This window comes from Microbacterium sp. MM2322, assembly GCF_964186585.1.
In the GTDB taxonomy this organism is placed as follows: Bacteria; Actinomycetota; Actinomycetes; order Actinomycetales; family Microbacteriaceae; genus Microbacterium.
Genome location: NZ_OZ075067.1, coordinates 2090504 through 2107242, shown reverse-complemented (window position 1 = coordinate 2107242; position 16739 = coordinate 2090504). Strand labels below are relative to the sequence as shown.

The 16739-nt window shown below is 68.4% G+C and carries 18 protein-coding genes; 9 read left to right on the top strand and 9 right to left on the bottom strand.

Translation table 11 applies throughout. From position 1 onward, the window contains the following. Window positions 1-7: 7 nt before the first annotated feature. Window positions 8-964, top strand: coding sequence for a DMT family transporter (locus ABQ271_RS10350; RefSeq protein WP_349308679.1), 957 nt, complete (start codon window positions 8-10; stop codon window positions 962-964). Window positions 965-976: 12 nt separating this feature from the next. Here the strand turns inward: ABQ271_RS10350 and msrB are convergent, their stop codons facing one another. Next, complete coding sequence (gene msrB, locus ABQ271_RS10345) at window positions 977-1387, bottom strand: peptide-methionine (R)-S-oxide reductase MsrB (RefSeq protein ID WP_349308678.1); 411 nt, start codon at window positions 1385-1387, stop codon at window positions 977-979. A gap of 87 nt (window positions 1388-1474) precedes the next feature. On the opposite strand from msrB, the gene ABQ271_RS10340 reads away from it, so the two are divergent. The 3 genes from ABQ271_RS10340 (at window position 1475) to ABQ271_RS10330 (ending at window position 2723) form a co-directional block, all read left to right on the top strand. Then, a complete protein-coding gene (locus ABQ271_RS10340; RefSeq protein ID WP_349308677.1) occupies window positions 1475-1735 on the top strand; it encodes a DUF3263 domain-containing protein in 261 nt (86 codons plus the stop codon). Between the two features lie 9 nt (window positions 1736-1744). Further along, window positions 1745-2377 carry a LytR C-terminal domain-containing protein gene (locus ABQ271_RS10335; RefSeq protein ID WP_349308676.1) on the top strand — a complete coding sequence of 211 codons (633 nt, stop codon included), beginning with the start codon at window positions 1745-1747 and terminating at the stop codon, window positions 2375-2377. Window positions 2378-2519: 142 nt separating this feature from the next. Then, window positions 2520-2723 (top strand): cold-shock protein, encoded by a 204-nt coding sequence (locus ABQ271_RS10330; protein WP_036311856.1) that lies wholly within the window; start codon window positions 2520-2522, stop codon window positions 2721-2723. 6 nt (window positions 2724-2729) lie between these two features. Here the strand turns inward: ABQ271_RS10330 and ABQ271_RS10325 are convergent, their stop codons facing one another. Further along, a complete protein-coding gene (locus ABQ271_RS10325) occupies window positions 2730-3254 on the bottom strand; it encodes a DUF4303 domain-containing protein (RefSeq protein ID WP_349308675.1) in 525 nt (174 codons plus the stop codon). A gap of 410 nt (window positions 3255-3664) precedes the next feature. Here ABQ271_RS10325 and groL point away from each other — a divergent pair, with 410 nt between their 5' ends. Beyond that, complete coding sequence (groL, locus tag ABQ271_RS10320; protein WP_349308674.1) at window positions 3665-5284, top strand: chaperonin GroEL; 1620 nt, start codon at window positions 3665-3667, stop codon at window positions 5282-5284. Window positions 5285-5349: 65 nt separating this feature from the next. On the opposite strand, the gene ABQ271_RS10315 is transcribed toward groL, so the two are convergent. The 3 genes from ABQ271_RS10315 to ABQ271_RS10305 all read right to left on the bottom strand — a co-directional run bounded on the left by ABQ271_RS10315 (window position 5350) and on the right by ABQ271_RS10305 (window position 8177). After that, complete coding sequence (locus ABQ271_RS10315; protein WP_349308673.1) at window positions 5350-5637, bottom strand: WXG100 family type VII secretion target; 288 nt, start codon at window positions 5635-5637, stop codon at window positions 5350-5352. A 118-nt stretch (window positions 5638-5755) separates the two neighbouring features. Beyond that, window positions 5756-7396, bottom strand: a complete 1641-nt coding sequence (locus tag ABQ271_RS10310) for a HAMP domain-containing sensor histidine kinase (protein ID WP_349308672.1) — start codon at window positions 7394-7396, stop codon at window positions 5756-5758. Between the two features lie 88 nt (window positions 7397-7484). Continuing rightward, window positions 7485-8177, bottom strand: coding sequence for a response regulator transcription factor (locus ABQ271_RS10305; protein WP_036311868.1), 693 nt, complete (start codon window positions 8175-8177; stop codon window positions 7485-7487). 99 nt (window positions 8178-8276) lie between these two features. On the opposite strand from ABQ271_RS10305, the gene ABQ271_RS10300 reads away from it, so the two are divergent. Next, window positions 8277-9641: a type II CAAX endopeptidase family protein gene (locus ABQ271_RS10300; protein WP_349308671.1), complete on the top strand. Its 1365-nt coding sequence runs from the start codon at window positions 8277-8279 to the stop codon at window positions 9639-9641. Between the two features lie 8 nt (window positions 9642-9649). Here ABQ271_RS10300 and ABQ271_RS10295 read toward each other — a convergent pair whose 3' ends face one another. Genes ABQ271_RS10295 through ABQ271_RS10285 form a run of 3 tightly spaced genes read right to left on the bottom strand, consistent with a single transcriptional unit; the run spans window position 9650 to window position 13307 of the window. Beyond that, window positions 9650-11293, bottom strand: a complete 1644-nt coding sequence (locus ABQ271_RS10295; RefSeq protein ID WP_349308670.1) for a DNA repair helicase XPB — start codon at window positions 11291-11293, stop codon at window positions 9650-9652. A gap of 27 nt (window positions 11294-11320) precedes the next feature. Further along, a complete protein-coding gene (locus ABQ271_RS10290) occupies window positions 11321-13027 on the bottom strand; it encodes a helicase-associated domain-containing protein (protein WP_349308669.1) in 1707 nt (568 codons plus the stop codon). A 1-nt stretch (window position 13028) separates the two neighbouring features. Beyond that, window positions 13029-13307 carry a multidrug ABC transporter ATPase gene (locus tag ABQ271_RS10285; RefSeq protein WP_349308668.1) on the bottom strand — a complete coding sequence of 93 codons (279 nt, stop codon included), beginning with the start codon at window positions 13305-13307 and terminating at the stop codon, window positions 13029-13031. 105 nt (window positions 13308-13412) lie between these two features. Between ABQ271_RS10285 and ABQ271_RS10280 the strand changes: the two genes are divergently transcribed. Next, the gene (locus tag ABQ271_RS10280) at window positions 13413-13796 is read left to right on the top strand and encodes a cold shock domain-containing protein (RefSeq protein ID WP_349308667.1); all 384 of its coding nucleotides are present in this window, start codon (window positions 13413-13415) and stop codon (window positions 13794-13796) included. After that, the gene (locus tag ABQ271_RS10275) at window positions 13789-14448 is read left to right on the top strand and encodes a DUF3027 domain-containing protein (protein ID WP_349310890.1); all 660 of its coding nucleotides are present in this window, start codon (window positions 13789-13791) and stop codon (window positions 14446-14448) included. Before ABQ271_RS10280 ends, ABQ271_RS10275 begins: the two co-directional genes overlap by 8 nt. Before the next feature lie 73 nt (window positions 14449-14521). Here ABQ271_RS10275 and serC read toward each other — a convergent pair whose 3' ends face one another. After that, on the bottom strand, window positions 14522-15640 hold the full coding sequence (gene serC, locus ABQ271_RS10270) for a phosphoserine transaminase (protein ID WP_349308666.1): 1119 nt from the start codon (window positions 15638-15640) through the stop codon (window positions 14522-14524). A 107-nt stretch (window positions 15641-15747) separates the two neighbouring features. On the opposite strand from serC, the gene ABQ271_RS10265 reads away from it, so the two are divergent. Continuing rightward, window positions 15748-16452, top strand: coding sequence for a metal-dependent transcriptional regulator (locus ABQ271_RS10265; RefSeq protein ID WP_036311885.1), 705 nt, complete (start codon window positions 15748-15750; stop codon window positions 16450-16452). The last annotated feature ends 287 nt before the right edge of the window (window positions 16453-16739 follow it).

Below are 16739 nucleotides of genomic sequence, written 5' to 3'. Positions count from 1 at the left end.
CGGACGCGTGACTCAGGCGACGACACCCTCCGCTCCGGCATCCCTCACCCCCGCGCTTCTCGGCGCGGTGTCGGTGGGCGTGCTGACCGCGGTCCAAGCGCGCGTCAACGGCCAGCTGGGCGTGAATCTGGAACACCCGACGGCGGCCGCCGTCATCTCCTTCGCGAGCGGACTGCTCCTCATCGCCGCGATCAGCGCGATGACGTCTGCGGGGCGACGCGGAGCGGTCGCTCTGGTGCGCGGCATCCGCGAACACACGATTCCCTGGTGGATGCTGGCGGGCGGCGCCGCCGGAGCGTTCACGGTCGCAACTCAGAGCATCGCGGTGGGCGTCGTGGGGGTGTCGCTCTACACGGTCGGAATCGTCGCGGGTCAGACGCTGGGCGGTCTCGTCCTCGATCGGATCGGCTACGGCCCGGGCGGCGCCGTGGCTGTCACCGTGCCGCGCCTCGTCGGGGGAGTGCTCGCTCTCGCGGCTGTCGGCGTCGTCCTGGTGGCCGGTGACGGTCTCGCAGGCGTCCCGGTGTGGATGGTGATCCTGCCCGTCCTCGTGGGGGTCGGTCTCTCGTGGCAGCAGGCCACGAACGGCCGACTGCGCGCGCGGGTGGGGACGCCCCTGACGGCGACGCTCGCGAACTTCTTCGTCGGTACCGCGATCCTGACGGTGCTCGCCGTGATCGCGACGATCGTCAGTGGGCCCCCGGCGGCACCCCCGGGGGAGCCGTGGCTCTACCTCGGGGGTGCGTTGGGTGTCGTCTACATCGTGATGTCGGCAGCCATCGTGGTGAGGACCGGAGTCCTGCTGTTCGGTCTGGCCGCCGTGTCGGGACAGCTTCTCGCCGCGCTGGCCCTGGACGCCGCCTGGCCTGCACCCGCCGGACCCGGACTCCTCGTCGAGGCGATCACGGTCGCGATCGGCCTCGCCTCGGTGTCCGTCGCGGCGTTCTGGCGGGTGCGGCGCTGAGAAGCGTCTCGCTCAGGACTCGTCGTTCTTCGGCGTGAACGACAGCGAAAGCGAGTTCATGCAGTAGCGGTCGCCGGTCGGAGTTCCGAACCCGTCGGGGAACACGTGTCCCAGGTGCGACCCGCAGTTCGCGCAGCGCACCTCGGTGCGCACCATGCCGTGGCTGTTGTCCTCGATGAGTTCGACCGCTTCCGGGCGGACCGACTCGTAGAAGCTCGGCCATCCGCAGTGCGAGTCGAACTTCGTTCCGCTCTGGAACAGCTCCGATCCGCAGGCGGCGCAGGCGTACAACCCAGCGCGGTCCTCGTCGAGGAGTTCGCCGGTCCAGGCGCGCTCCGTCCCCGCCTGACGCAGGACGGCGTACTGCTCGTCCGTCAGTTCTTCACGCCACTGCTCGTCGGTCTTGTCCACGCGATAGCTCATGTGTTCTTCCTTCCCTCGATACATTCAACCGGACGAACCGCCCGGATGTTCCGCGGTGTCGCTCGATGTCGGTCGTACGGTGGGGAAGTGCCCCTCTCCGACCGCGATCGAGCCGTCCTCGACTTCGAGGCGAACTGGCACGGGCACTCCGGGGCGAAGGAGGAAGCGCTCCGAGCCGAGCTGTCGCTGACGCCGGCGCGGTACTACCAGCTGCTCGGCCGCATCCTCGACTCCGCGGATGCCGTCGCCCACGATCCTGTGCTCGTCCACCGCCTCAGGCGGCTGCAGGCGACGCAGGAGAGCGAGCGTCGCAGTCGGACCAGGATCCTCCCGGCGTCGGCCCGGTAGCATTCTCGAGTGCCGTCTCCGACCTCCCCGCCCGAGCAAGAGCAGCCCACCCCGACGGAACTCTCCGCTTCGAGGGGGCGGCCCGCCGCCAAGGACCGCTTCGACGACCTGCCCGGGCGCCCCGCCCGTATCGGAGCGCACCGCGCGGAGACTCCGCGACTTCGCGTCGGAGTCATCGTCCTCTGGTCTGCGGTCGCAACTGTCGCCATCGTGATCGCGGGAGTCTTCGGCACGTTGCTGGCGACGGGGCGACTCGATTTCGCGCAGGCCGCCAAGCCCAGCAACAGCTCCCAGGTGGTCGCCCCCCGAGTCGACACCTCGTACGAGGTCCTCGTGCTCAACGCCACGGCGGAAACCGGGCTCGGAGCGAAAGTGCGCGAAGCCGTGATCGGAGCCGGCTGGGCCGAGGCCGACGTCGAAGTCAGCAATGCGAGCTCGAACGACTTCCCGACGACCACGGTGTACTACGGATCGTCTGCCGACGAAGCCGCTGCGCGCGGTCTTGCCGACGCGATCGGCGGTGCCGAGGTCTCCCTCGACGACACCTACCAAGTGGTCGCTCCGCCCGAGACGGCCGCGGCAGGCGGTACGAGTCGGCCGCAGCTCGTCGTCGTCGTGGGGCTCGACTTCGGCTCGGAATGACGTACGCCCCGGGGTCTGCGGCCCTGCGTGTTTCGCTGTCGTAAACACTTCGGTTCCGGGGTGTCAACAAAGCCCGGAACGGCCTGTCGAGGCCTGAAGGCGTGGCTAGCATTTCGATGTCCCACAGCTTCAGGAGATTCGCATGACCCAGGGAACCGTCAAGTGGTTCAACGCCGAGAAGGGCTTCGGCTTCATCACCCTCGGTGACGGACAGGACGTCTTCGTCCACTACTCCAACATCGACATGTCGGGCTTCCGCGTCCTCGAAGAGGGCCAAGCCGTCGAGTTCACTGTCGGCAGCGGACAGAAGGGCCCGCAGGCCGAATCCGTCCGCGTCGTCGCCTGAGGCCTCTCAGCTCTCGTAGCGGCGCAGGAACCGTTCGGTCAGCTCGGGTGGATTCAGCGCGCGGGCGGAGCGGTTCTCGATGGCCTCGGTCTCGTCGCTGTCGGTGACGGAGACGAAGAGGGTGACTCCGGCAAGCGCCTCTGCGCGCTCGGCCCGCAGGTGCGCGAGGGCGGCGGTCAGGGCATCGATGTGTTCCTCGAACCAGCCGTCGGCGTCGTCCGACTCTTCCGGGAGTGCCTCAGAGATCGGTTCGAAGTGCTCCCAGCCCGCCAGTTCATCGCGCCACTCGGCGGTGTCCCACCGCAGGTAGGCGTCGTACCCGGGGGAGGCGAGGACGTCGGCGGCATCCGCTTCTGATCTCTTCGCCTCGTAGTGCTCGACGGTGGTGACGCAGAGCCCGGGGCTCATCGCGCCGTCGTCCGTCGTCAGTGCCACGGCGTACAACCGCTCGCCGGCCAGAGACCCGATCGCGTCATCGAAAGCGGCCACCGTCGCCTCTCGCAGCGCTTTTCGCATCTGCTCGCGGTTCACGGCACAATGTCCGATCTCATGAAGGCGATCGCGTGATCTCGCCGCGATCGAGGTCGGATCGCACGTGTTTCGAATGCCCGTCCTCGGGGGAGATCCGTCTCGACGGAACGCTCTGATGCGAGGCCAGCGAGCAGCGACGAACGAAGAGCCTCGGATGCAGGCATCCCCAGGAGAGAGGCTATGTCTGAGATCGTCGGCATCCGTTCCTCCGTGCGGTGATCGACGCCTCGTCGTGGTCATCGGCGCGGCGTCGCCAACGGTACCGCGAGTCGGGGCCGCGCGGCTTGCACTCCCTAGGGTCGAGTGCCAGAATGATTTAGCACTCACTCATCCTGAGTGCCAGAACGATCCCGCTCCCACTCCGTGGGAGCACGGTACTGAACCTCACGTCCGGGAGGGACGACACACTTATGGCAAAGATCATCGCTTTCGACGAAGAGGCCCGCCGCGGCCTCGAGCGCGGCCTCAACATCCTGGCCGACGCCGTCAAGGTGACGCTCGGCCCCCGTGGCCGCAACGTCGTGCTCGAGAAGAAGTGGGGCGCCCCCACGATCACGAACGACGGCGTGTCGATCGCCAAGGAGATCGAGCTCGAAGACCCGTTCGAGAAGATCGGCGCGGAGCTCGTCAAGGAGGTCGCGAAGAAGACCGACGACGTCGCCGGTGACGGCACGACGACGGCCACCGTCCTCGCTCAGGCGCTCGTTCGCGAGGGTCTGCGCAACGTCGCAGCCGGCGCCGACCCGATCTCGCTCAAGAAGGGCATCGAGAAGGCAGTCAAGGCTCTCTCCGACGAGCTGCTCGCCGGCGCGAAGGAGATCGAGACCAAGGACCAGATCGCGGCGACGGCATCCATCTCTGCTGCCGACCCCGAGATCGGCGCCCTGATCGCCGAGGCCATCGACAAGGTGGGTAAGGAAGGCGTCGTCACCGTCGAGGAGTCCAACACCTTCGGCACCGAGCTCGAGCTCACCGAGGGTATGCGCTTCGACAAGGGCTACATCAACCCGTACTTCGTCACCGACGCCGACCGTCAGGAAGCGGTCTTCGAAGACCCCTACATCCTGATCGCGAACCAGAAGATCTCGAACATCAAGGACCTTCTGCCCGTCGTCGACAAGGTGATCCAGGACGGCAAGGAACTGCTGATCATCGCCGAGGACGTTGAGGGTGAGGCTCTTGCGACCCTCGTGCTCAACAAGATCCGCGGCATCTTCAAGTCGGCTGCCGTCAAGGCTCCCGGCTTCGGCGACCGTCGCAAGGCCCAGCTGCAGGACATCGCGATCCTCACCGGCGGCCAGGTCATCACCGAGGAGGTCGGTCTCAAGCTCGAGAACGCCACCCTCGACCTGCTCGGCCGTGCTCGCAAGGTCATCATCACCAAGGACGAGACCACCATCATCGAGGGTGCCGGTGACGCTGCGCAGATCGAGGGTCGCGTGACCCAGATCCGCCGCGAGATCGAGAACACCGACAGCGACTACGACCGCGAGAAGCTCCAGGAGCGTCTTGCGAAGCTCGCTGGTGGCGTCGCCGTGATCAAGGCCGGCGCCGCGACCGAGGTCGAGCTCAAGGAACGCAAGCACCGCATCGAGGACGCCGTTCGCAACGCGAAGGCAGCCGTCGAAGAGGGCATCGTCCCCGGTGGTGGCGTTGCGCTCATCCAGGCGGGCGAGAAGGCTTTCGCCAAGCTCGAGCTCGTCGGCGACGAGGCGACGGGTGCGAACATCGTCAAGGTGGCCATCCAGGCTCCCCTGAAGCAGATCGCCCTCAACGCCGGCCTCGAGCCGGGTGTCGTGTCGAACAAGGTGGCCGAGCTCCCCGCGGGCCAGGGCCTGAACGCCGCGACCGGCGAGTACGTCGACATGTTCGCCGCAGGCATCATCGACCCGGCCAAGGTCACGCGCTCGGCGCTGCAGAACGCAGCCTCGATCGCCGGCCTGTTCCTCACCACCGAGGCAGTCGTGGCCGACAAGCCCGAGAAGTCGTCGGCTCCGGCCGGCGACCCGACCGGCGGCATGGACTTCTGATCCAGCGCTGAGCAGTACGAAGGGCCCCTCCGCGAGGAGGGGCCCTTCGTCGTTCTGCGGGCGTGTCAGCGGAACATGCCCGCGGCAGCCATCTCGGTCTGCGCGTACTGCTGGCCGACGGCTCCGAGAGCCGTGCTGATGTCGGCGAGAGCGGCATCCAGTTCTCGCTGCGCGGCGCGCCAGCGTTCGACCACGGACTGGAAGGCGACCGACGCGCTGCCGGTCCACGAGCCCTGCAGCTGGGTGAGGTGTCCGAGCATCGCGGCGGTCTCCGACTGCACCCGGTCGCCCGTGGCGCGGATCGTGGAGGTGGCGGCGAGAACGGCGTCGCTGTCGACGGTGAAGGCGGTCATGGCGGGTGTCCTTTCGAGTGGGATGCCGCCACGCTAGACAGCACCGCGACGCACTCGTCCGGGTCGCCATCCGCCTGGGGAGGATGCCGCGTACCGGCATCCTGGGGAGGAATCCCGCTCAGCCCTCGGCGTGCGGGGGCCGCGGGAGCGGTCGGGTCTCGAGGTCCACCGCTTCGCCGGCCGTCGCGCGGTCGATCGCGAGGGGCAGCGACACCGTGAACGTCGCGCCGCCGCCGGGGGTGTCGGTGACCTCGATCGTGCCCTGCAGTGTCGCCACGATCGATGCGACGATCGACAGGCCGAGCCCCGACCCGCCGGTCTCGCGCGTGCGCGACGAGTCAGCCCGCCAGAATCTCTGGAAGATCTTGCTGCGGATCTGCTCCGGGACTCCCTCGCCGTGGTCGGCGACAGAGATCCAGCCGCGTGCCGAGTCGAGATCAGCCCCCACCGAGAGTTCGATGGGAGACCCCGGCGGCGTGTAGCGTCGCGCGTTACCCAGGAGGTTGGCGACGACCTGGCGGATGCGGTTCTCATCGCCGATCACGATCGGAGTGACGCTCTGCGGTGCCTGCAGGAGGATCGGCTCAGTCTCGTGCGAGGGGGGTGCGGCATCCGTCCGAGGGCGGCGACGCAGCAGGCGGCCGGCGCCGGACATGCCGCCACTGCGGCGCTTGGGAGAGGGATCCTGCGCGGTGAACACCGCGATCGGAGTCGTCGACGTCGGGGTGTGACCAGTGAAGGTGACCTCGCGGTCGGGCGACGCAGCGCGCGCGTCGAGGGCGGCATCCCTCGCGATGGGACGGAGGTCGACGGGGACCACGGCCATGTCGCGCTGCTCGTCGAGGCGGGCGAGAGCGAGCAAGTCCTCGACGAGCGCGCCCATGCGGATCGCTTCCTTCTCGATCCGCTCCATCGCCTGCGCCGTCTGCTCGGGATCGCCGATGGCTCCCATCCGGTACAGCTCGGCGTACCCCCGCACCGTGACGAGGGGCGTTCGGAGCTCATGGCTCGCATCGCCGATGAAGCGCCGCATCCGCTCGACGGTCGAATCCCGCTCGCCCAGAGCCTCATCGATGCGTTCGAGCATCACGTTGATCGCTGTCTTCAGTCGTCCGACCTCGGTGCCCGGCGCGATGTCGCTCATGCGCTGGCTGAAGTCGCCTTTCGCGATCGTCATGGCCGTGGACTCCACCTGACCGAGTCCGCGGAAGGCCAGGGTGACGAGTCCGCGGGTGAGGATGGCGCTGCAGACGATCGTGAACAGGGCGAGGGCGGTGTAGATGCCGATGTAGTTGGCGACCGTGCGGTTCACGTCGTTGAGCGGGAGCGCGACGAGCTGCGTGTAGTACTCCCGCGACCCCGCGATGGGCAGGGTGTCGACGCTCGCGCGGTACCGCACCGTGCCGTCCGCCGACGTGAGGTCGAACGGGGCAGTACCGTCGAGCACGGTCTGGTCGAGCGAGAACGTGGCGGGATAGTCCGGCGGCGACAGCGACGAATCCCCACCGGCGACGGCGAGACGCTCGCCCTCACCCTTGCCGCTGTAGACGGCGACGGAGAAGTCCGTCGGAGCAGCGGCGATCGGCGTGAACGTCGCCTCGCCGTCGTCGAGCGTCACGTTCATGAGGTTGCTGGCGATATCCGTCGTGACCGTCTGGGTCAGCGACTGGTCGACCGCGCTGAGCTGAGCGTTGCGGAGGAAGATCATGGTCCCCACGCCGGCGGCGATCATGCCGAAGGCGAGGATGCTGACGGTCACCCCCGTGACTTTGGTGCGCAGGCTGAGGCCGCGCCACCAATGGGTGACGCGGTCCTGCGATGCCGTCGGGCCCAGGGGGCGCCTCCGTTCAGGCGGTGCGGTCGGCCTTCAGCATGTATCCGAAACCACGCTTGGTCTGGATGAGCGGTTCGGAGGAGTGCGGATCGATCTTGCGTCGGAGGTACGAGATGTAGCTCTCGACGATGCCCGCGTCACCGTTGAAGTCGTATTCCCACACGTGGTCGAGGATCTGAGCCTTGCTGAGCACCCGGTTGGGGTTGAGCATCAGGTAGCGCAGGAGCTTGAACTCGGTGGGGGAGAGGTCGATCGAGACGTCGCCGACCTGGACGTCGTGGGTGTCCTGATCCATCGTGATCTCGCCGGCCTTGATGATGGAGTCCTCGTCGGCCTGCATCGTGCGGCGGAGGATCGCTTGGATGCGCGCGACGATCTCATCGAGGCTGAACGGCTTCGTGACGTAGTCGTCGCCGCCGGAGTTCAAGCCCTCGATCTTGTCCTCGGTGGCATCCTTCGCAGTCAGGAAGAGGATGGGGGCGGTGTAGCCCGCTCCGCGAAGACGCTTCGTGACGCTGAACCCGTTCATGTCGGGCAGCATGACGTCGAGGATGATGAGATCGGGTTCTTCTTCGAGAACAGCCGAGATGGTCTGGGCGCCGTTCGCGACGGCACGGACCTGATATCCGGCGAACCGGAGGCTGGTGACGAGCAGATCCCGGATGTTCGGCTCGTCGTCCACGACGAGGATGCGTGCAGCGGTCATGAGCCCATACTGGCACCGGAATCAATCGGTTTGCTGGACATTCCGGTGTCGGGTTGCTCCGGGGTGCGATCCCCGGCCGCGGTGAGACAGGATGGAACGGTGACTGTTCCGCAGCCCGTTCCCGTTCCACACCGACCCGCACCGGCGTTGCCCGCCGACGTCACCGGGCCGGGTGCCGCCTTCCACCGGCTGTTGTTCGCGCGACAGCGACGCGGCTGGTGGACCCCCCTCGCGACGGGGGCCATCGGCGTGGTCCTGTACCTCGTCGTCAGCACCGTCATCGGAGTCGTCTTCGGGATCGCCGTCCTCGTCTCGGATCCGTCGGTCGACATCTTCACGTTGACGGATCGGCTCCTGACCATCGACGTCACCGACCCGCTGGGGCTGGCGATCATCCTGCTGTCGCTCGCCGTGATGTGGCCGATCTACCTGCTGGCGTCGTTCCTGGTGAACGGCCGCCGCGTCGGTCACATCTCGTCGGTGGCAGGTCGGCTCCGCTGGAAGTGGCTGTTCCTGTGCGTCGGCGCGGCCGTCGTCGTCTACATGGTGATCTCGGCGCTGTCGTTCCTCCTGCCGGCGGAGGAGGGCTCCGAGGGGAACCTGGTCTCCCCTGCGGAGAACCCGGCCTTCGTGGCATCCCTTCTCGTCGTCCTCCTGCTCGTCCCGTTCCAGGCGGCGGCGGAGGAATACGTCTTCCGCGGATACCTCATGCAGACGGTGGGGCGATGGTTGAAGCATCCCGCGTGGGCGATTCTGTTGCCGGTGCCGCTGTTCGTGCTGGGTCACGTGTACGACTGGGTCGGTCAGGCGAGTGTCGGCGTGTTCGCGATCGCGGCCGGCTGGTTGACGTGGCGGACCGGCGGACTCGAGGCGGCCATCGCCCTGCACATCGTGAACAACCTGGCCGCTTTCGGGTTCTCGGTCTTCGGTCTCAGTGACGCCGCCGCGACCGACACGAGCATCGTCAGCCTGGTGTCGTCCGTCGTGATGATCGCGGCATTCGTCGGCGTTGTCGAATGGCTGTGGCGCCGCGGCGATGGACGTCGCACGCTGCGCCTCTCCCCGCCACCCGAGCCCGTCTACGCGCCGCCCGTCTACGGCTACCCGCCTGTCTACGGGCAGCCGCCTGTCTACGGGCAGCCGCCCGTGTACGGGCAGCCGCCCGTGTATGGCCAGCCCCCGGTGTATGGCCAGCCCCCGGTGTACGGCCAGCCCCCGGTGTATGGCCAGCCGCCGGCCGTCCAGCCGTCTCCTCCGCCGCCGGCCGCGCCGTACGATGGGCCGCCGCTCCAGCCGCACCAGGCGCCGCGGTGGGGCGAGTACGCACCCGCGCCCGACACGACTCCCGCGCCCGATACGACCCCGGCGCCCGACACGACCCCGCCGGCGGACGGCGGGTCGGGATCGGATTCCGGTAGCGGCGGCGGTTCGGACGGTTCGTCGGGCTCGTCGTCGTCTGACTGAGCCGCCGCTCAGGCGGCGCGGAGGTTGTCGGCGTCGAGGATCGTGTAGCTGTAGCCCTGTTCGGCGAGGAAGCGCTGACGGTTCTGCGCGAAGTCCTGGTCGACGGTGTCCCGCGCGATGAGCGTGTAGAAGCTCGCCTTGTGACCGTTCGACTTGGGACGAAGAAGGCGACCGAGCCGCTGGGCTTCCTCCTGGCGTGAGCCGAACGACCCCGACACCTGGATCGCCACCGACGCATCCGGGAGGTCGATGGAGAAGTTGGCGACCTTCGACACGACGAGAACCGGGATGCGCCCGTGGCGGAAGGCGTCGAACAGCACCTCGCGCTCGTCGACCGGCGTCGATCCGGTGATCTTCGGGGCGTCGAGGGCCTCGGCGAGCACGTCGATCTGGTCGAGGTACTGGCCGATCACGAGGATCTGCTCGCCCTCGTGCTTGGCGACCAGGTCCCGCACGACGTCGATCTTCGCGTGAGCCGTCGCTGCGAGGCGGTAGCGCTCGTCGTCGGCGGATGCCGCATATTCGAGCCGATCGGATGCCGGCAGGTCGATGCGCACCTCGTAACAGACGGCGGGGGAGATGAACCCCTGCGCCTCGATCTCCTTCCACGGGGCGTCGAACCGCTTGGGACCGATGAGGCTGAACACGTCGCCCTCACGGCCGTCTTCGCGGACGAGCGTCGCGGTGAGGCCGAGGCGCCGGCGCGCCTGCAGGTCCGCGGTCAGTTTGAACACCGGCGCCGGCAGGAGATGCACCTCGTCGTAAACGATGAGGCCCCAGTCGAGCGCATCGAGCAGAGCGAGGTGGGCGTACTCGCCTTTCCGCTTCGCCGTGAGGATCTGGTACGTCGCGATCGTGACCGGCTTGACCTCCTTGGACTGACCGGAGTACTCGCCGATCTCCTCGGGGGTGAGCGATGTGCGCTTGAGCAATTCATCGCGCCACTGACGGGCGCTGACGGTGTTGGTCACCAGGATGAGCGTCGTCGTCTTCGTATCGGCCATCGCAGCTGCGCCGACGAGCGTCTTACCGGCGCCACAGGGGAGCACGACGACACCGGACCCGCCCTCGCTGAAGATGTCGACGGCCTTCCGCTGGTAGGGGCGGAGCGACCAGCCGTCTTCGTTCAGTTCGATCTCGTGCGGTGTGCCGGGCGTGAAGCCGGCGTGGTCCTCGGCGGGCCAGCCGATCTTCAGGAGTTCCTGCTTGATCTGTCCGCGCGCCCAGGCGTCGATGACGTAGGTGTCGGGCGTCGGGTGGGCGATGAGCAGCGGCTGGATGCGGCGGTTCCGCGCGATCTCGGCGAGCACCGGCTTGTCGGTGGAGCGCAGGATGAGGGTGCCCTCGTCGTCGCGCTCGATGATGAGGCGGCCGTAGCGTCCGACCGTCTCACGGATGTCGATCGACACCGACGGCGGAACGGGGAACTTCGCCCACCGTTCCAGGGTCGCGAGCATATCCTCCGCGTCGTGCCCGGCGGCGCGGGCGTTCCACAGTCCGAGACGCGTGACGCGGTAGGTGTGGATGTGTTCGGGGGCGCGCTCGAGCTCGGCGAAGATCGCCAGTTCGTGGCGCGCGTTCTCCGCGTCGGGATGCGCCACTTCGAGCAGCACAGTGCGGTCGCTCTGGACGATGAGGGGGCCGTTAGCCATAACGGGAAAGTCTACCGGCCGCGCCGGTCACACCGGTCGAACGCTGACGATGCTCGACAGCGGCAGCGTCCGCTCGACGTCGGCGGCGCGGTCACGGCCGCGGAGTCGGCCACCGCCCAGGCCTGCGGCCTCCAGCGTGACGTCGCGCGTCGACCCGTCGGGCATCCGCACCGTGATGTCGATCGTCGAGCGCGTGCGCACGGCCTGATCGAGTTCGCGCTCGAGCCAGGCGGCATCCGCGTCGTCCGACAGGCTCGCCCGCAGCGTCTCGATCAGCGGACGGTACCGATCGGTGGCCGCCGGCGCAGGCGCGGGGCTCTCGACGACCTCGTGGCGACCGATGGGTCGGGGGGCACCGTCGGCATCCACAGCCAGAACCGGATAGCGGGAGTCCGAGAGCATCCAGTAGGTCGTGTCGGGGCTCGTTCGGGTGACCAGGTCGTCGCCGTCAGGGACGAGTCCGAGCGGGCGGAGGGCATGGTCGACGTTGATCGCTTGGAGAAGGTCACGATCCCCCGAGATGCGGGTGTAGCCCTGCCGGTCGAGTCCGACCCGGAGGGTGCCGTGCCGCGCGGCGGCGCGTTCGATCTCGTAGGCCAGTGGCTGCGGCACTCCGGTGAGCGACAGCTCGGTGAGGAACGCGGTGAGGGATGCCGCGGTCTCGCCGCCGGCGAAGGCGGCGCCGATCGTGTCGGCCGTGAATCGGTAGGTCGCCGCCTGTGCTCGGGACTCGCGGCGCGCGGTCGTGCGCAGGCGCTGGTCGAGCTGGGGTTCCAGCGGACCGGGGGCGATGGCCGTCAGATCGTTCTGGAGGTACACCTTGTCGACCTCGTGGGGAAGGAGCGCCCGGAGCGCGTCGATGTCGGCATCGTCTCCGAGGGTCAGCCCCTCGGCCCATTTCGGCGAGGATCCATCGGGGGTGAGCATCGCCCACTGGGTCAGCATCGCGGCCAGGCGTCGTACCCGATCGGGCCAGGCCGGGTCGAACGGGTGCGCTCCGGGCCACTCGGCCGGTGCGCGCCACCCTCCCTCGGGCGCCCGCAACGCGTCAGGGAGTCGCTCGCGCAGGCGGTGGGCGACGTCGACCCACCGTTCGACGGTGCGCGTCCCGAGCCAGGTCGCGCCCGCTTCGGTGATCGTCCAGGTGCGGTCGGATCCTGCGAGGAGTCCCGCCTCGGCGGCGATCGCGACGAGGGTGTCTGCGTCGTCGGGGGTGCCGGCGGCGCCCGCGTCGACGAGGCGACGCCGATCTCCTGCGCTCAGGGCGCCGGACCCGATGCGCCCCAGCGGCGTGCGCGTCGCGGCGTGGAGGATGTCGGCGAGGGACGCGACGGCATCGAACGCACGCTCGGCGCTTGCGGCATCCGATTCCCGCTCGCCGGGGAAGAGTGCGGGAGCGTCGACGGGAGTCGCGGCGTCGAGGGCGCTGGCGACGGCTCCATAGGCATGGCCGTTCTCGTCGACGAGACCGCGTGCCACCAGTCCGTCCCGGAGTGCGGGGCTGACCGGCGAGCCCGTCTCGAGCGCTGCGCGGAGAGCCGCCGCCTCGAGGTCGGAGACATCGGCGAAGGCCCGGGTCAGGTGAGTCGGGTCGAGCAGCGCGTCAGCCGCGTCGAAGAAGTCCGTCCACGTCGTACTCGGGGCGATGTGGCGGGCATCGAACAGCGTGGCGAGGGCGTCCGGATCGAGCGTCGCGAGGCGGGTCGCGAGAGCACGAGCATCGGAAGCTGTCACGTCACAGGCCCTTATTGGCCCGTCCGCGTCGCACGAAGGTCGAGATCAGGAGCGCGAGGAGCAGCGCGAACGCGACCGGCGGGGCGACGTAGACGACGAGGCTCACCACCGGCCATACCCCGGTCGCGAAGTCGGCCTGCTTCAGTCCGCCCGGACCCGAGGCGAAGATGATCGCGAAGAAGCAGACCACCGACAGGATGAGCAGCCCCAGGGACATGAACGCCAGGATGCGGTCGATGCGACGGACGGGAAGGTCGCCGGCCGGGGGCGGAGTGCTCATCCGATCAGAGTAGCGGCTCGTCGGGGTGCCGTAGTCTGGTGGTGGGGCTGAGACGGTTCCACTTTTCCATGCCCGCACGCGGGCTCGAGCAGCGAGGTTCGACACATGCCCACCGGCAAGGTCAGGTTCTACGACGAGGCGAAGGGCTTCGGCTTCATCACCGGCGACGACGGTCAGGATGTCTTCCTGCACGCGACTGCGCTCCCCGCCGACACCACGACGATGAAGCCCGGCACGCGTCTGGAGTACGGCGTCGCCGACGGCCGCCGCGGTCTGCAGGCGCTCGCCGTCCGCGTGATCGATGCTCCCGTCAGCCTCAGCAAGCGCAACCGCAAGCCCGCCGACGACATGGCGGTCATCATCGAGGACCTCGTGAAGCTGCTCGACGGCATCGGCGGGGACCTCCGCCACGGGCGGTACCCGAGCGGCGCACACGGTAAGAAGGTCGCCGCCGTGCTCCGCAAGGTCGCCGATGAACTCGATGCCTGAGTCCGCCGAGCAGGAGTCCGCTCCGACCGATCCGCGCCTCTTCGAAGCGTACGATCTCGCGCGCGCCGCGCTCGTCGAGGTGACCCCCGAGGCGACGATCGGTGACGCCGCGGATTACCTCCTCGAAGACGACGGCGTCGTGTCGCTGCGCTTCGCGAACCGCATGCCGGGCTACCCCGGCTGGCTCTGGACGGTGAGCGTCGCGGTCGTCGAGGGATCCGACCCGACGGTGCTCGAGGTCGAGTTGCTCCCCGGCGACGGTGCGCTGCTCGCCCCCGAATGGCTGCCGTGGGCGGAGCGCCTTGCCGAGTACCAGGCTGCGCAGGCGGCCTCGGGCGATGAGCCGGAGGACGTCGACGACGAAGACGAAGACGAAGACGATGACGATGACGAGGTGGATGCGGAGGACCTCGACGCCGCCGACTTCGACGACGACGGATCGCCCATCCTTCACGCGGGCGACGTCGACGGAGTCGACATCGACGAGCTCGACGAGTCTGCTGACGACGACGACGAATCCGACGAGGACGACGAGTCCGACGAGGACGACGACGACGAGTCCGACGACGCTGAAGCCGACGACGACGAGTCCGACGAGGACGACGAGTCGGATGACGGCGACGAGAACACCGAGGTGCTGCGCGAGTACTGACGCGCGGCATCCGCTCTGAAACGACGCGGCCCCGGGGATCACTCCTCGGGGCCGCGTCGTCGTAGAGCGGAGCTCAGTCGCGCAGGTGCTCCACCGTGTAGTCGATGGCCTTGATCAGCTGACGGACGTCGTCGGGCTCGATCGAGACGAACGTCGCGACGCGCAGCTGGTTGCGGCCGAGCTTGCGGTACGGCTCGGTGTCGACGATGCCGTTCGCCCGGAGGCTCTTCGCGATGGCGGCGGCGTCGATCGACTCGTCGAAATCGACCGTGACGACGACGGGGGAGCGGTCTGCGCGGTCGGCGACGAACGGCGTCGCGAAGGATGCGGCATCCGCCCAGTCGTAGAGCGCGTTCGAGGACTCTGCGGCGCGGCCTCCCGCCCAGGCGAGACCCCCGTTGCCGTTGATCCACTGCAGCTGGCTGTCGAGGAGCTGCAGCGTCGCGATCGCGGGCGTGTTGAGCGTCTGCTGCAGGCGCGAGTTGTCGAGCGCGTTCTTGAGGCTCAGGAACTCCGGAATGTACCGACCGGATGCCGCGACCCGCTCGATCCGCTCGATGGCGGCCGGCGACACCGCGGCGTACCAGAGCCCGCCATCGGAGCCGAGGTTCTTCTGCGGCGCGAAGTAGTAGACGTCGGCCTCGGCGATGTCGATGTCGATGCCGCCGGCGGCGCTCGTGGCGTCGATCACGGTGAGGGCACCGGCGTCACCGTGGACGCGCGTGATAGCGGTCGCGACGCCCGTGGAGGTCTCGTTGTGCGCCCAGGCGTAGACGTCGACGCCCTCGACGGCTTCGGGCTTCGCGCTCGTTCCCGGCTCGGCCCGGCGCACGTCCGGCGCCTCCAGCCAGGGAGCAGCGGCCGCTGCAGCGAACTTGCCGCCGAACTCGCCGAACACGAGGTTCTGGGCGCGCTTCTCGATGAGGCCGAAGGCCGCGGCATCCCAGAACGCGGTCGATCCGCCGTTGCCGAGGATGATCTCGTACCCGTCGGGAAGGCGGAAGAGGTCTGCGAGGCCCGAGCGGGTGCGAGCGACGAGGTCCTTCACGGGGGCCTGGCGGTGCGACGTTCCGAACAGCGACGCTCCCTGCGTGACGAGCGCCTCGAGCTGCTCGGCACGGACCTTGGACGGGCCGCAGCCGAAGCGTCCGTCGACGGGAAGGATTTCGCGGGGAAGGGTCACAGTCGCCATGCCGAGAAGTCTAGGGCGCGGCCCCCGCCCGCCTCGGGCGCATGACGCTCCGAGACCGGATGACGGATAGGCTGGGAAGGTACCGTCTCCCGCGCGAAAAGGCCTCTATGACCGACCTCATCGACACCACCGAGATGTATCTGCGCACCATCCTCGAGCTCGAGGAGGAGGGCATCACGCCCCTCCGCGCCCGTATCTCGGAACGCCTCGGGCACTCCGGCCCCACGGTGTCGCAGACGATCGGTCGCATGGAGCGCGACGGACTCGTCGTCGTATCGGAGGATCGCAAGCTCGAGCTCACGGATCCGGGTCGTCAGAAGGCCGTCGACGTGATGCGCAAGCACCGTCTTGCCGAGCGTCTGCTGTCCGACGTCATCGGTCTCGACTGGGCGTACGTCCACGAAGAGGCCTGCCGCTGGGAGCACGTCATGAGCGAGCTCGTCGAGCGCCGCCTGATCGAACTCCTCGACCACCCGACCGAGTCGCCGTACGGCAACCCGATCCCCGGGCTCGACCAGCTCGGCGACGTTCCCGCCAATGCGTTCGACAACGGTGTGGTCGGCCTCGTGCGGAGGCTCAACGACGCCGGTGGTCCGGTGACCGGCAGCATCCGTCGCCTCGCAGAGCCCATGCAGGTCGATCCGGAGCTTCTGACCCAGCTGCGCGACGCGGGCGTCGTCCCCGGTCGCACGGGCTCGTTCCGCTTCAACGAGGGCTACGTCCTCGTCGAGATGGATGACGTGGACGAGGCTCTCGAGCTGCCCGTCGAAGTGGCCTCGCACATCTTCATCGTCGACGCGCGCGAGATCTGAACGCTCGCCCGGCGCCGCCCCCAGCGGGCGGCAGCGTGACTTATTCGTTACCTTCCGGTAGCCTCGGAGAGTCCATAGGCGAGAAGCCCGCCACGGACCGCTCCGCGAGTTGCCTTTCCGGCTCGTCATTCGCGAAGTGCCCCCTACATCTGTGCCCGATCACTGATTGACGACGAGCCAGCATCCTGCCCCCCGGGATGCGAAGGCGCCGGAGGACAGCTTGGCTGAAGAGTTCCACCCGTCGAACGAGATTTCTGAGGCATCGACGGCCCCCCGAAAAGGTCGTG

Bases quoted from the DNA above. Each gene is read 5' to 3' on its own strand.
- ABQ271_RS10280 (WP_349308667.1), top strand. From the start codon at position 13,413: ATGCCCACCGGCAAGGTCAGGTTCTACGACGAGGCGAAGGGCTTCGGC.
- ABQ271_RS10330 (WP_036311856.1), top strand. From the start codon at position 2,520: ATGACCCAGGGAACCGTCAAGTGGTTCAACGCCGAGAAGGGCTTCGGC.
- serC (WP_349308666.1), bottom strand. From the start codon at position 15,640: ATGGCGACTGTGACCCTTCCCCGCGAAATCCTTCCCGTCGACGGACGC.
- ABQ271_RS10285 (WP_349308668.1), bottom strand. From the start codon at position 13,307: ATGAGCACTCCGCCCCCGGCCGGCGACCTTCCCGTCCGTCGCATCGAC.
- ABQ271_RS10295 (WP_349308670.1), bottom strand. From the start codon at position 11,293: ATGGCTAACGGCCCCCTCATCGTCCAGAGCGACCGCACTGTGCTGCTC.
- ABQ271_RS10265 (WP_036311885.1), top strand. From the start codon at position 15,748: ATGACCGACCTCATCGACACCACCGAGATGTATCTGCGCACCATCCTC.
- ABQ271_RS10275 (WP_349310890.1), top strand. From the start codon at position 13,789: ATGCCTGAGTCCGCCGAGCAGGAGTCCGCTCCGACCGATCCGCGCCTC.
- ABQ271_RS10315 (WP_349308673.1), bottom strand. From the start codon at position 5,637: ATGACCGCCTTCACCGTCGACAGCGACGCCGTTCTCGCCGCCACCTCC.
- ABQ271_RS10305 (WP_036311868.1), bottom strand. From the start codon at position 8,177: ATGACCGCTGCACGCATCCTCGTCGTGGACGACGAGCCGAACATCCGG.
- groL (WP_349308674.1), top strand. From the start codon at position 3,665: ATGGCAAAGATCATCGCTTTCGACGAAGAGGCCCGCCGCGGCCTCGAG.
- msrB (WP_349308678.1), bottom strand. From the start codon at position 1,387: ATGAGCTATCGCGTGGACAAGACCGACGAGCAGTGGCGTGAAGAACTG.